This is a genomic window from Nocardia sp. 348MFTsu5.1, from assembly GCF_000383535.1.
GTDB lineage: Bacteria > Actinomycetota > Actinomycetes > Mycobacteriales > Mycobacteriaceae > Williamsia > Williamsia faeni.
Genome location: NZ_KB911516.1, coordinates 194,838 through 208,160, shown reverse-complemented (window position 1 = coordinate 208,160; position 13,323 = coordinate 194,838). Strand labels below are relative to the sequence as shown.

Below are 13,323 nucleotides of genomic sequence, written 5' to 3'. Positions count from 1 at the left end.
TCGCTGCTGTTCGGCCTGATCAACGGCGATCACCAGGACGCCACAAGCTCTGTGGTCGGAAGGTGAAATCGTGAGGTGGACAGGACGCAGCCAGCGCAACGTCCAACTGTACCAGAAAATGGGCGCACGTAAACAACCTCATTTGGTTACTGCGAACAGACTGCAACCAAGATGGCCTCGCGTCAAGAGGAACGCGCGTTTTTCGAGGTTAAAAATCCGAGATGCGACTGATCAGCCACTGACCGTCCACCTTTTGCAGTCCGAGTTCGGCACGCGCCTGGCCGGGTCCGGTCAGGACCCGCCGCACCCAGCTGGGTGCTGCTGACCACCAGCGATGTGATGGCGGTCGCATTTGAGTCTCCGAGTGGCCACCATCGCGGCGCCACGTTACCTCCCGACCTCCGTGCGGTCGATCGATCAAGGCGACCGATCGCTTGAACCCGGCTTGGAACGCGGCCGATCTCGAAATGGCAATCTCACGCCTTCGCCCTGCCAGATCGGGCGCGCGCGCCCGGCGAACCAGTACGTGTAGTCCGTTCAGATGAACGTCTACGCGGTCGCTAGCATTCGGAATTCCGTTCCGGCACAGGCCTCGCCAACGCACCCGCCAACCGCGAGTACTGATCAGACCGTGCTGGATCGGTGGGTAATAGTTGATCGACACAAGGACAAAAATGACATTCCCACCCCAGGCTCCTGTCGGAGGCAACAACTCGCAGGGTGTTCCCGGGCAGCAGCCTCAACAGCCATATCAGGGCGGTGCACCCAACTGGGCGCCTCCGCCTCCCCCGCAAAAGAAGCGCAAGAAGTGGCCGTTCATCGTTGGCGGCATTGTTGCCGTCATCGTCATCGCCATTGCTGCCGGAGGCGGCGACAAGAAAGACGAGGACTCCACTGCTGCGGCGACCACGACTCAGCCGGCCGACGCCGGCTCCAATCAGCAGGCCAACGAACCCCAGAACGATTCTGCTCCCGCGGCGGACACGACCGCGGGACTGAACACTCCGGTACGCGATGGCAAGTTCGAGTTCGTCGTCGCCGGTGTTGAAGCCGGCGTTGCCGACGTCGGCGACAATCCCTACCTCAATCAGCAGGCTTCCGGACAGTTCGTTCTGGTGAATATCACGGTGAAGAACATCTCCGACAAGCCTGAGTCATTCAGTCCCCTGGATCAAAAATTGTTTGACGCCCAGGGACGCGAATTCGAGGCCGACACGACAGCGATGATCGCCGCCACAAGTTCGGACATCCCGGTTTGGGACAAAATCAATCCCGGTAACAGCGTGAACATTCAGCTGGTCTTCGACATGCCTGCTGACGCCACACCGTCAAAGGTTGAACTGCACGACTCGATGTTCTCAGGAGGAGTCGAGGTCAAGCTGGCCTAAAGCTCCGACAACAAGGCCGCGATCTCGCTTTCGAGATCGCGGCCTTGTTTGATGTCTGCGCGCAGTTCTGGGGTCAGAAATCAGAGATGCGGCTGATCAGCCACTGACCGTCCACCTTTTGCAGTCCGAGTTCGGTACGCGCCTGGCCGGGTCCGGTCAGGACCGCGACACCCTGCTGGGTGCCGCTGATGATCAAGGTTGCGATGACGGTTGCATTCGAGTCGTCCAGGTAGCTCACGGCAACCATGTCGACTTTGCACTCGGCACCCTGCCCGCTCTGTGCGGCCAGGTCCCTGGTGGTCTTCTGATACTCGTTGAACTGGGTCAATGCTTCGCCCGTGAGACCGGTCTTGGCCTTGTTCGCCCAGTCGTCGAACTTGGTGGGATCGACCGACAGCACTGCACAGATCCGGTCGCCGGCCTGGGCCTTGAGCGCACTGGTCTCCGAGGCCTCGGTGAACGCGAGGTTCGATTCGGCGGCCGTCACCCCGGGCTTGAATGCGGCGACGACCGCAAACACCCCGACCACCAGTGCGATGGCCGCAACAATCAGGACCTTGCGCCAGGTCAGGAATCCGGACCCGGAATCCGCAGGCGCCGCACCGGGAAGCGGGGACTTCTCGGTCGGTACGGACTTCTCCGCCGGCGCGGATTTCTCCGCGGACACCGACTTCTTCGTGGAGACCGGTTTATCGGTCGAGGCGGGCTTCGTGACGGATACCGGCTTCGCGTCGGTCTCGTCGGCTGATTCACCGGTCACCTTGCCGGTGGACGGACCGGTGCCGGCAACCCGGATCTTGCCGCGCGGTGCGCTGGGACGAGCCGGCTTACGTGGGCCTGTCATCAGTTACCCCCTGTGGTCGGGGCGGTGGTGGTGCCGGCCGGATCCTGCAGTCCGATCGCGTCGATCGACTGGATGTCCGTGGCCTTCCAGCCGCCGTCCTCGTGGACCACATCCACCGAGAACCCCATGTTCGACGTTGTCGGCTGGGCTCCGGGGACCGTACTGGTGACATCGACGTACACGAGCACCTTGGCGGTCTTGTCGTCTTCGTTGAACTCGACCACACCACTGCGCTTGACCACGGACGTCAGCGTCGCCGTCTTGTCACCATTTGCATCGACCTGCTTGGTGAGCGTCTCGAAGTCTTCCGCGGTGATCTGCGTGCGGGCGTTGCCGGTCAGCGACGAGTCCACCTGCTCACGAAATGCCGTCAGGTTCTTCGGGTCGATGTTGGTGACGTTGAGGATCACCTGCTCGGCGCCGTCCTGGGCGTCGTCCCGGACCTCCTGCGTGTCCTGGACACCGAAGAAAGCGGCGTCGATCCATCGGTAACCGAAGATGCCGGCGAACACCACCGCAGCCACGAGAGCGACCACCGCGAGGGCAGCACAAACTCGTAGCCACAGCTGCTGCGAACCTAGATGTCGCTTACCGCTGGGCTGAGAAGTCGTAGTCATCGCCCGCCCAAGGTACACACTTTTGTCATTACCAAGTCGAGCTCCACCTTCGGCTTCATCTCCAGCTCCAAGGCGAGCTTCGCCTTGGGCTTCGTCTTCGTGATCATTGCGGGCGCACTCCGAGCAGGAACGCCATCTGTCGTGCGATGGGATTCAGGTTGAGGGTGTCCGGCATCTTCTTGGGGTTGTCGTCCCACGGCTGAGGTGTGTTCGGATCAGCGAACTGAGCTCGTTCCGCGCTTCGCACACCGGTCGGATTACCCTGTGCCACTTGACAACTGGCCTCAGTGTTGAAAGGGAAATCGTCGTAGTTGACGTCGAAGTCGGGGTTCTTGGCCTTCTCCGCGGCGATGATCGCCTCGGTGCTCTCGTAGCCCACCGTGCACGCGGGTGGATTGTTGATCTCGAGCACGATGCCGAAGTGGATGGTGCCGTCACCGGGCGCCGGGCTGTAGCTGCCGCTCGACAGCGCGGAGAGCAACGCCAGCGCCGGGCTGATGCCATAGAACGTCGGTGCGATCGTGTTGACCGTCTCGGCGAGGTTGTGGACCACCGTGGTGATGTCGCCGCCGCTGTCCTGCAACAGTTGCGAGATCTGGGTGGCACTGGCGGTGCCGGTGGTCAGCAATCGCCGGATGGCCGGATCAGAGGCCTGCAGCGTCTCGGTCACCAGTTCCAGATTGTGTGACCACGCCAGGATCTCGTCCGACTGCTCGGCCTGGGTACTGAGCACGGTGTTGCTGTTCTGGATCAGCGAAATCGTCTGCGGCAGATTGTCGAGGCCGGCCTCGGACAGGTTCGCCAGCGAATCGACCAACGACTCGAGGTTGTCGGCATTGCCGTTGAACGCCTTGCCGAGCTCGGTCACCACGGTCCGCAGATCGTCCACCGGGATCGAATCGGTGAAATCGACCGCCGACTTCAGCACATCCTGCAGCGGTGGCGGGATCTTCGTGTCGGTGATGACCGACCCGTCCTTCAGATACGGGCCCGAGTTGTTCGGCGGCCGCAGATCGATGTACTGCTCGCCGATCGCAGAGCGGTTCGCGACCACCGCGATGGCCGAATCCGGGATGTCCGGACCACCGGAATCGAGGTCGAGTTCGACCTGGACACCGTCCGGTTGCAGCGTCAACGGTCCGACGCGTCCGACCGGCACACCGCGGTACGTCACCTCACCGTTGGTGAAGATGCCGCCGGAATCGGCGAACTGGGCCTTGACCGTGTACGAACCGACACCGACAACCCGATCCAGCTTCGCATAGGTTGCACCGACATAGACCAGCGCCACCACACCGACGACAACGAATACGATCAGCTGCCACTTCACAACCTTGGAGGTCATGACCCACCTCCCGAATCGGGTCTAGTTGCTGCAGCTGCGTTGGCATTGGTCAGCAGATTCAACGGACTCTGGATGAAGCTCTGCTGACCACGTTCGTCCGGCATCAGCGCGTACTGCCCACCCGACGGCGGGGTGTTCGGCCCCGGCTGCGCGTTGGGCAGCGGCAGCAACGTGATCGTCGGCCATCCCAGGCGCGGTCCGTTGCCGTTGTAGTACGGATTCTGCGGATCGATGATCGGTGTGGGCCCGGTCTTCGGCGGGCTGTACACCGGTTCACCCTGCCCGACGCCAAGCGCTTCGAGCTGATTGAGCAGCCGCAGGTCGAGGTCGCCGAACAGGTTGGTCGAATCACCGATGACCGCGGGCATCAGGCTGTCCGGGAACGGATAGGTGAACAGCAGCGGCGCCGCGGTGATGATGTCCGGAGCGGCCTGCGCCAGCGACTGCAGCACCGGGCGCAGGGCCTTGAGATCGGTGATGATCGCGTCATGTGCGGTTCCGAGAACTGCAACGCCGGCCTCACCGAGGCGGTCGAGTTGTTGAAGCATCGTCACGAACTGCGGCCGTTGCTCCTCGAGAACCTGGATACCCTTCGGCAGCTCGTCGAGCACCCGATTGATCTGGTCGGTCTGAGCGCGGGCCCGGCTCGACAGCGCGTCGAGTCCCTCGAGCGCGGTGACGATGTCGTCCTTCTGATCATCGAGACCGTCGATCAGACGCGCGGTCTCGTTGAGCAGTCCCTTGACCTCGGTCTGACGGCCTTCCAGTGCAATGTTCAGCTCATCGACGATCGGCTTGATCTGGGCCACGCCGCCACCGTTCAGCAGCAGCGACAACGCACCCAGGACCTGTTCGATGTCGGTTGCGGTCCGGGTGCGGCAGTCGCCGTCCCCGACGCTCGGACAGCCGATGACCTCGTCCGGATTCTGCCGGGGCAGGTCAGCGTTCTCCTGCGGATCCTCCAGCGCGACGTACTTCTCACCGAGCAGGTTGGTCTGCTGGATCTCGGCGCGCGCCTCGTCGGAGAGGTCGACGCGGTCCTGCACCTCGATGGTGACCTCCGCCGTCCACTGATCGGGCGCGACCTTGATCTCCTGGACCCGCCCGACCTCGATGCCGTTGAACTTGACCGTCGACTGCGGCACCAGATCGAGGACGTCGAGGAACTGGAGTTTGTACGTCCGCGGGTTGTCCCCCAGCGGCGCACCGCCGGGGAGCGGGACCGACTGGAGTCCCTGACTACCGCAACCACCGACCGCGATCACCGCGGCCCCGATCAGCGCGGCAGCGCCTGCCTTGCTCCACCGGCTCATCAGTTGCCCCCCAATCCCGGCGCGGGCGTACCGGGCACGGTGCCCGGAACGGGTCCGGCGTTCTGGAGATTCTCGTTGCTCATGATGCCGAACGGCAGGACCAGATTCGGCGGGATGTGTGAGTTGATCTCATCGGCCACGTGCTTGCACGCATCGACGATCGGCTGGACGGTCGAGCTGAACTGCTCGAACGCCGGATCACCGGGCTTGAGCTTGCCCAGATCCAGGAATCCACACTGCGCGCCGAGCAGGTTCTGCAAGTCGGGCAGCGTCAGATGCAGGTCGAGTGTCCCCGATTCCGCGTTGTAGGCGTTGACCAGGTTCGACAGGGTCACCGGGAGCACTTCCAGGATTTCCTTCGAGTACTGTTTCGTGTCCACCAGCATCTGGGTGGTCGGGATCAGGCCTTCGATCGCGTCGTCAAGGGCTTCGCGGTTGTCCTGGACGAATCCCGCGACATCACCGAGCGCCACCGACAACTTGTCCAGTGCGGTCCCGAGCTGTTCACGTTCACCGGCCAGGAAAGTGTTGAACGACGCCATCTGCGTATTGAAGCGGCGCACCTGCTCATCGTTCTTGGCCAGCATTCCGACAAAGCTGTCGAGATTCTTGATCGTGTCGACGAGGTTGCCGCGCGACTCGCTCAAGGTGTTGGCTGCCTTCGACAATCCGCTGATCGTCTCCCCCAGCGCCTCACCGTTACCGGCGAGGTTCTCGGCACCGGTCGTCACCAGTTCGGAGACGGCTCCGTCCTTGTTGGCGCCTTGCGGTCCGAGGGCGGTCGACAGCTTCTGGACGCTGGCGTAGAGCTCGTCGACCTCCACCGGGACCATCGTCTTCTCGACGGGCAGGGTGAAACTCTTCGGGGCCTTGGGGCCGTCGATATAGACCGGGGTCAGCTGCACGTAGCGGTCGGCCACCACCGACGGAGTGATCTGCGCGGCGCCGACGTCGGCGGGCAGATCGACGCTGCCGTCGACGCGCATCTTCACCTGGACCTGATCACCCTGCGGGGTCACCTCGGTCACCTGACCGACTCCGACCCCGAGCACCCGGACATCGCTGCCGTCATAGATGCCGACGCTGCTCCGGAAGTATGCGGTCACCGTCGTGCTGGTGACGCGCTTGAAAACCCACCACAACGAGCCGGCGATCAGTAGCGCCAAGATCAGCCCCACGACGATGAACACGATGTGTTTGGGAGTGAACCAGCGCCCGGGTCCCCGGGTGCCCTGGAGGTCGCGTGCCGTGGTCATCATCCGCCGGCCTCCGTTCCGCCGCTGTTGAGTGTGGTGTTGTTCATGACCGGCGGCCGCGTGGTGTTCTGCTGCGGCAATGCCGGCGGCAGGATGTTGGTCACGACGGACTCGAACCAGCGGCCGTTACCGAGCACGTTGGCGTAGAGCCGGTAGAACGGGGCCATATAGGTCAGCGACTGCCGCAGGTTCTCGTTCTGGTCCTGCAGGATCGCGATCACCTGGTTGAGGGTGTTGAGCGTCGGACCGATCTGTTCCTGGTTGTCTTTGACGATTCCCGACAACGCGTCCGACAGCGTGATCGTGCTAGACAACAGCGTCGAGATCGACTGCTGGCGGTTGTTGAGTTCGGTCAGCAACTCCCCCGCCCCGGAGATCAGGCGCTCGAACTCGTCGTTGCGGTCGGCGAGGAGCTTGGACGTGTCCTTGGTGGCCGCCAGCAACTCCTGCACCTTCTGATCGCGGCTGGAGATGGTCTCCGAGAGCCGGGTCAGACCGTCCAGCGACGACCGCAGGTCGGCTGGTGTTCCCGAGAACGCGTCCGAGAGGGTGCGCATGCTCGTCGCGAGCTGGGTGGTATCCATGTCGTCGATCTGGTCGGCGGCATCGGAGAACGCCTCGATCACGTCATAAGGCGACGTGGTGCGACTGAGCGGGATCACTTCGTCGGGATCGGCGATCTTGGTGCCCTGCGGATCGAGCGCGACATATTTCTGTCCCAGAACGGTTTTGATCTGGATGGACGCCTTGGTCTGGTTTCCGATCCAGGCGTTGGTCACCCGCATCTCGACCCGGACCTTGTCACCGTCGAGGTCGACCGTCCGGACATCGCCGACCTTGACGCCGGCCACGCGCACCTCGGCGCCGGGTTTGAGCCCGGCTGCCTCGGAGAAGTTCGCGGCATAGGTGACACCCGCCCCGATGAGCGGCAACGAACTGAGGAAGAACGCGGACGTCGCCACCATCAGCAGGATCAGGATGCCGAGGAATCCCACGGTCACCGGGCTCCTGCCCTCACCTGGTCGATCACTCATTGCATCACCTCCCTGCGTTGTGCCTGCCGGCGGATTGTCATGTTCACGGTGGATCCTCGTTCGCCCAGCAGCGCGTCGCAGCGCTGGTGTAGAGCACGTGATTGATGTTCGGGATCGGAACCAGCGGCTGCGTCAGCAGCACACTCGATCCGTTACCGGCTGTGATGTCCAATCCACAGAGATAGAACTGGAACCACGAACCGAATGTTGCGGCCCGGCCGATCTTCTGGAGCTTGATGGGCAGGTTGGTCAGCGTCTGCTTGATCGAGTCCTGCTGCTCCACGACCGTCGTTCCCAGGTCGTTCAGTGCCGCGATCGAACCCTGGATCGATGCCCGTGTGGGTTGCAGGATCGAGGCCGTCACCGCGGTCAGGTTCGACAGCGAAGTGATGGCGGACCCGATCGAGTCCTTTTGTGCGGCAAGCCCGGTGACGAACTTTTCGGTGTTGGTCAGCAGGGCCGTGAACTGGTCATCGTGTGCGTTGAGGTTGCCCAGCACCACGTTGAGGTTGTCGATCAGGCTGCCGATCACGGCGTCTTTGTCAGCGATCGTGTTGGTCAGGCTCGCGGTGTCGCGGACGAGTTCGGAGATCGTGCCGCTCTCGCCCTGGAAGACCTGGATGATCGACGCCGACAGCTTGTTCACGTCCTCGGCCGTCAGCTCCTGGAACAGCGGCTTGAATCCGTTGAAGAGCTCGGTGAGGTTGATCGCCTCGACGGTGTTGGGCAGTCCGATGGTGGATCCGCTGCCGATGGTCTGCGTCGCATCGCCCGGCCCCTGCTCGAGCGACAGGTATCGCTGCCCGGTGAGGTTGCGGAGCTTTATCACCACTCGTACGCCGGCGGGTAGCCGGTCGCGGTCGACCGAGAAGCTGACCTTGGCCTGGGAGCGATCGTGGATCTCGACGCCGCTGACCTGGCCGACCTTGACGCCGGCGATCCGGACATCGTCGCCGGGGGCGACCTGGGTCGCGTCCTCGAAAATCGCGTTGAAGTCGGTACCGCCCCCGCCTCCGCCGTTTGCCACGGCAAAAGCCAGCACCGACGTCGCGAACACGGTGACCACCGCGAACACGATCAGTTTGATCAGTGGCGCAATCAAGCCCTTCATTTGATGCTCACCTGCGCTCCCTGCACGGTGGGCGCCGCGAGCAGCGTGATCCAGCCCGGGACCTCGGAGGGATCCTTACCGGCCGAGGCAGCCACGATGGCCTGCATCTGGAGCTTGTTCCGCGGGTCGTTGTAGTTGACCGGCGTCTGCTCGGTGGCGGTTCCCGCGGGCATGGTCGAGTACTGCGCAGGCGGCAACTCGGGAACATTGCGCGGTCCGGCATTACGGGACGGTGGCTGGTAGGAACCGTCGTTCACCGAACCACCCGGGTACTGCGGGAACGGCCGGCCGTTGGTCGCCAGGGGGTAGCAGGTCGGTCCACGCTCATCGAGCAATCGCGGTTCGTCCTGGTTCGGCAGGTACCGGCCACGCGGGTTGACGAACCGCAGGCTCACCCGGACACCGGGATTCTCGGTGCCCGCGCCGGTGATGACGTTGGCCTCCGGCACGAGTCCGGCGAAGTTCTTGAATGTGCAAGGAAACGCCGGTGACTGCTTGGCCAGGGCCGTGAGCAGCGGTTCGGACTCGATGGCCAGATCGACCAGGTCCTGCCGGTTGGTCACCAGGAAGTTGGTGCCGTCGATGGCGACCTGGGTGACCGCGGCGATCGTGGTCTTCAGGTCATCTTGCTTCTCGTACAGCGTGTTGGTTGTCGTGCGCAGGTTGTCCAACGAATCCACAAGGTCGGGCAGCGCCTCGGAGTAGGTCTGGGAGAAACTCGCCAGCCCACGCAGAGTGCCCTGCAGTTCGGGCATGTTCTGGTTGATCTCTTTGAAGATGGTGTTGAGCTCGGAGAAGCTCGTCCCCAACTTGTCGCCGTTACCCGTCAGCGCCTTCGACAACGCCGACAGTGTCACGTTGAGGTCGGCGGGCGGGATTGCTTCGAGGACCGGGAGCAGCTTGTCGAACAGTTCCTGGAGTTCGACGGCGTTACCCGACGTGTCTTCGTCGATCGTCGATCCGCCGGACAGATGATCCGCCGAGGAGGCCTCCTGGCCTTCGGGGATCTGCAACGCCACATACCGCTCGCCGAAAAGGGTCTTCGGGAGGATGCGCGCCGTGGTGTCGGTGGGCAGCAACTCGGCCTTGTCCGGCTGTAGTGACAGGGTGACGGTGACCGAGCCGTCTTCGATGTTCGGTTCCACCCCGGTGACCTCACCGACGATGAGGCCGCGGGCCTTCACATCGGCGTTGGAGGGCAGCGCGTTGCCCGCTGACGTGGTCGTGAGCTTCACATCCACCGTGCTGGTGAACGACTTGTTGTACTGCATGATCGTCACCGTGAAGAACAGCGCGACAACGATGAAAAACACCAGACCGAGGGCCCGGCGCCGTAGTGCCTGCATCGGGTTAGCCCCCCACTCGTACGGAGGTCGTGGTGCCCCAGATCGCCAGGCCGAGGAAGAAGTCGAGGATCGCGATGATCACCAATGCCGCACGCACGGCGTGCCCGACCGCCACGCCGACGCCGGCGGGACCGCCGGTGGCGTAGTACCCGTAGTAGCAGTGCACGAGGATGATCACGAAGGCAAAGATCAGCACCTTGCCGAACGACCAGAGCACGTCTTCCGGGGGCAGGAACAGGTTGAAGTAGTGGTCGTAGGAACCGGACGACTGACCGGTGAACTGCGTGGCTATCAGTCTCGACGCGAAGTAGGCGGACAGTAGCCCGAGAACGTACAGCGGGATGACCGCGACAAATCCGGCGATGACGCGGGTGGTCACGAGGAACGGGATCGACGGCACCGCCATCGTCTCGAGGGCGTCGATCTCCTCCGAGATCCGCATGGCACCGAGCTGCGCGGTGAAGCCACAGCCGACCGTCGCCGACAACGCGAGACCGGCGACCAGCGGCGCGACCTCACGAGTGTTGGCATATGCCGCGAGGAATCCGGTGAGGGCCTGTGAGCCGAGCTGGTCGAGCGCGTTGGCGCCCTGGAGCCCGACGACCACGCCGGTGAAGCCGGACATCAGCACCATCACGCCGATGGTGCCGCCGATGACGGCGAGTCCGCCCGAACCGAAGGCAACCTCGGCGAGCAGCCGCAGCACCTCTTTCGGGTAGCGGCGGATGGTGCGCGGCGACCAGCCGATGGCGCGTCCGTAGAACGACATCTGGTCGCCCGCGCCATCGAGGACGCGCAGCGGGACACGCGCGATCTTGCCTGCGCGGTAGCCGAGATCTCCTCGGCCTTTGGCGATCGTCACCTGTTCTCCTATGAACCCTTGGCCGGAACGATCTGCAGGTAAACCGCAGTGATGATCAAGTTCGCGAAGAACAACAACAAGAAGGTGATGACAACACCCTGATTGACTGCATCACCCACACCCTTGGGACCGCCCTTGGGATTCAGTCCCTTGTACGCCGCCACCACGCCGGCGATCACACCGAATACGGCGGCCTTGACCTCGGCCACGTATATGTCCGGCAACTGCGCAAGTGCGCTGAACGACGCCAGATAGGCACCCGGCGTTCCGTCTTGCACGATCACGTTGAAGAAATATCCTCCGGCGATACCGACCACCGAAACCAGGCCACACAGCAGTGTGGCCACCAGGATCATGGCCAGCACTCGGGGAACCACCAGTCGCTGAATCGGATTGATACCCAGCACCTTCATCGCGTCGATCTCTTCGCGGATGGTCCGGGAACCGAGATCGGCGGTCACCGCCGAGCCGGCGGCACCTGCCACCAGCAGCGACGTCACCAGCGGTGCGCCCTGCTGGATCACCACCAGCACGCTGGCGGCACCGGTGAACGATTCGGCACCGAGCTGCCGGATCAACGATCCGGTCTGCAGCGACACGATCGCGCCGAACGGGATGGCGACAAGTGCAGTCGGCAGGATGGTCACACTGGCGATGAACCAGGCCTGCTGGATGAACTCACGCCACTGAAAAGGGCGCACGAAAGTCTGGCGTGCGACATCGACGAACAGCTGAACAATGTTGCCGGTTTGGGCTAGCGCGCCCGTACCGGCCTTTGCAACCCGATCGACACCACGCGTGGTGGCACTGGTCATCTAGAGAGCCTTGTCTCCTGGCCGGTATGCGGGGAACTGTTCGGTTTGAGCGTCCGAATCGGCGTACTGGGGTTGGGTCTGGTCGTGTCTGCCCTGATCGTACGACTGGGTCTGGTCGTGTCTGCCCTGATCGTACGACTGGGTCTGGCCGTGGTCGTTGTACGACTCGTTGTCCTCGAAACCCGGGGCACCGGACGAGGCCATCCGGTGAGCGGCCCGACGCTGGTTCTCCTGCGCTTCATCTTCCTGCTGGAACGACTCTTCGATCGCCTGCTGGGCGGCCGGTGGCAAGGTGTGCAGGATCTCCCGAACGCGGGCCTGACGACGAGCGACCGCTTTGCGTTCGGGCATACCCGGGGTGGCCTGCAACTGCGGCACAATGCCCCGCACGTCTTCGGCGGTACCACCGTCGTGATGGCCGGCGTCGACCAGCTCCTGCTCGAGCTTTTGCTGCGCGTCGTCCTTCTCCTCGGACATACCGATCGGCCCGATACGACGACCGTTGAGGAACTGATCGACCACCGGCTCATCCGAGGTCAGCAAGACCTCGCGCGGGCCGAACATGACCAGCTCCTTGCGGAATAGCATCCCGATATTGTCCGGCACGGTCCGGGCGACCTGGATGTTGTGGGTCACGATCAGGATCGTGGCGTCGATCTGGGCGTTGATGTCGATCAGCAGCTGCGACAGATACGCGGTACGCACCGGATCAAGACCCGAGTCCGGCTCGTCACACAGGATGATCTGCGGATCCAGAACCAGGGCGCGGGCCAGGCCGGCACGCTTGCGCATACCACCGGAGATCTCACCCGGGAGCTTGTTCTCGGCACCGGTCAGACCGACCAGCTCGATCTTGTCCATCACAATCTGACGGATCTCGTCTTCCTTCTTCTTCGTGTGTTCACGAAGTGGGAAGGCGATGTTGTCGTACAGGCTCATCGACCCGAACAGGGCACCGTCCTGGAACAGGACGCCGAACAACTTGCGGATCTCATAGAGCTCACGCGAGGAGCATTTGGTGATGTCGGTGCCATCGATGATCACCGATCCCTGCTCCGGATGCAGCAGCCCGATCAAAGACTTGAGGAACACCGACTTACCCGTACCCGAGGGACCGAGCAGAACACTCACCTCACCCTGCGGCAAGGTCAGCGAGACATCACGCCAAATATTCTGCGACCCGAAGGACTTGGTAAGTCCCTCGACACTGACTTCAACACCCACTGAAATGTCCCTCCAAATGAAGTCCGCCCCCGCCGCGGAACCGTGTGGTTCGGCTCACTGTAACCCACGGACCCCTATGAATAAACGCGCTGTCCAGGTTTCACAGACACCGATACATCCAGGCGGGAAGTCAGTTGGAGGGGTCGGTCGCAGTTGTCGCTGGTAGAG

At 63.0% G+C, this 13,323-nt stretch carries 13 protein-coding genes; 1 reads left to right on the top strand and 12 read right to left on the bottom strand.

All coding sequences use genetic code 11. The features are described 5' to 3' along the window. Positions 1–208 precede the first annotated feature (208 nt). Entirely contained in the window at positions 209–352 is a 144-nt protein-coding gene (locus tag H290_RS31195; protein ID WP_155976885.1) for a hypothetical protein, read from the bottom strand. Between the two features lie 322 nt (positions 353–674). Here H290_RS31195 and H290_RS0116690 point away from each other — a divergent pair, with 322 nt between their 5' ends. Continuing rightward, on the top strand, positions 675–1,388 hold the full coding sequence (locus tag H290_RS0116690) for a DUF4352 domain-containing protein (RefSeq protein ID WP_020107964.1): 714 nt from the start codon (positions 675–677) through the stop codon (positions 1,386–1,388). Positions 1,389–1,461: 73 nt separating this feature from the next. Here the strand turns inward: H290_RS0116690 and H290_RS30245 are convergent, their stop codons facing one another. The 11 genes from H290_RS30245 to H290_RS28855 all read right to left on the bottom strand — a co-directional run bounded on the left by H290_RS30245 (position 1,462) and on the right by H290_RS28855 (position 13,155). Continuing rightward, positions 1,462–2,232 carry a hypothetical protein gene (locus tag H290_RS30245; protein WP_020107963.1) on the bottom strand — a complete coding sequence of 257 codons (771 nt, stop codon included), beginning with the start codon at positions 2,230–2,232 and terminating at the stop codon, positions 1,462–1,464. Continuing rightward, positions 2,232–2,849 (bottom strand): hypothetical protein, encoded by a 618-nt coding sequence (locus H290_RS0116680; RefSeq protein ID WP_028463294.1) that lies wholly within the window; start codon positions 2,847–2,849, stop codon positions 2,232–2,234. The genes H290_RS30245 and H290_RS0116680 overlap by 1 nt, the downstream gene beginning before the upstream one ends. A gap of 103 nt (positions 2,850–2,952) precedes the next feature. Continuing rightward, positions 2,953–4,194, bottom strand: coding sequence for an MCE family protein (locus tag H290_RS0116670; protein WP_020107960.1), 1,242 nt, complete (start codon positions 4,192–4,194; stop codon positions 2,953–2,955). Continuing rightward, positions 4,191–5,507, bottom strand: coding sequence for an MCE family protein (locus tag H290_RS0116665; protein ID WP_020107959.1), 1,317 nt, complete (start codon positions 5,505–5,507; stop codon positions 4,191–4,193). The genes H290_RS0116670 and H290_RS0116665 overlap by 4 nt, the downstream gene beginning before the upstream one ends. Next, a complete protein-coding gene (locus tag H290_RS0116660) occupies positions 5,507–6,763 on the bottom strand; it encodes an MCE family protein (protein ID WP_081631616.1) in 1,257 nt (418 codons plus the stop codon). The genes H290_RS0116665 and H290_RS0116660 overlap by 1 nt, the downstream gene beginning before the upstream one ends. Continuing rightward, a complete protein-coding gene (locus tag H290_RS0116655) occupies positions 6,763–7,797 on the bottom strand; it encodes an MCE family protein (protein ID WP_028463293.1) in 1,035 nt (344 codons plus the stop codon). Before H290_RS0116655 ends, H290_RS0116660 begins: the two co-directional genes overlap by 1 nt. A 43-nt stretch (positions 7,798–7,840) precedes the next feature. Continuing rightward, positions 7,841–8,908: an MCE family protein gene (locus H290_RS0116650; protein WP_020107956.1), complete on the bottom strand. Its 1,068-nt coding sequence runs from the start codon at positions 8,906–8,908 to the stop codon at positions 7,841–7,843. After that, positions 8,905–10,254 (bottom strand): MCE family protein, encoded by a 1,350-nt coding sequence (locus H290_RS0116645; RefSeq protein WP_020107955.1) that lies wholly within the window; start codon positions 10,252–10,254, stop codon positions 8,905–8,907. The genes H290_RS0116650 and H290_RS0116645 overlap by 4 nt, the downstream gene beginning before the upstream one ends. Positions 10,255–10,258: 4 nt before the next feature. Beyond that, on the bottom strand, positions 10,259–11,128 hold the full coding sequence (locus H290_RS0116640; protein ID WP_036519257.1) for an ABC transporter permease: 870 nt from the start codon (positions 11,126–11,128) through the stop codon (positions 10,259–10,261). Continuing rightward, the gene (locus tag H290_RS0116635) at positions 11,125–11,931 is read right to left on the bottom strand and encodes an ABC transporter permease (RefSeq protein WP_020107953.1); all 807 of its coding nucleotides are present in this window, start codon (positions 11,929–11,931) and stop codon (positions 11,125–11,127) included. The genes H290_RS0116640 and H290_RS0116635 overlap by 4 nt, the downstream gene beginning before the upstream one ends. Continuing rightward, the gene (locus tag H290_RS28855; protein WP_020107952.1) at positions 11,932–13,155 is read right to left on the bottom strand and encodes an ABC transporter ATP-binding protein; all 1,224 of its coding nucleotides are present in this window, start codon (positions 13,153–13,155) and stop codon (positions 11,932–11,934) included. Between the last annotated feature and the right edge of the window lie 168 nt (positions 13,156–13,323).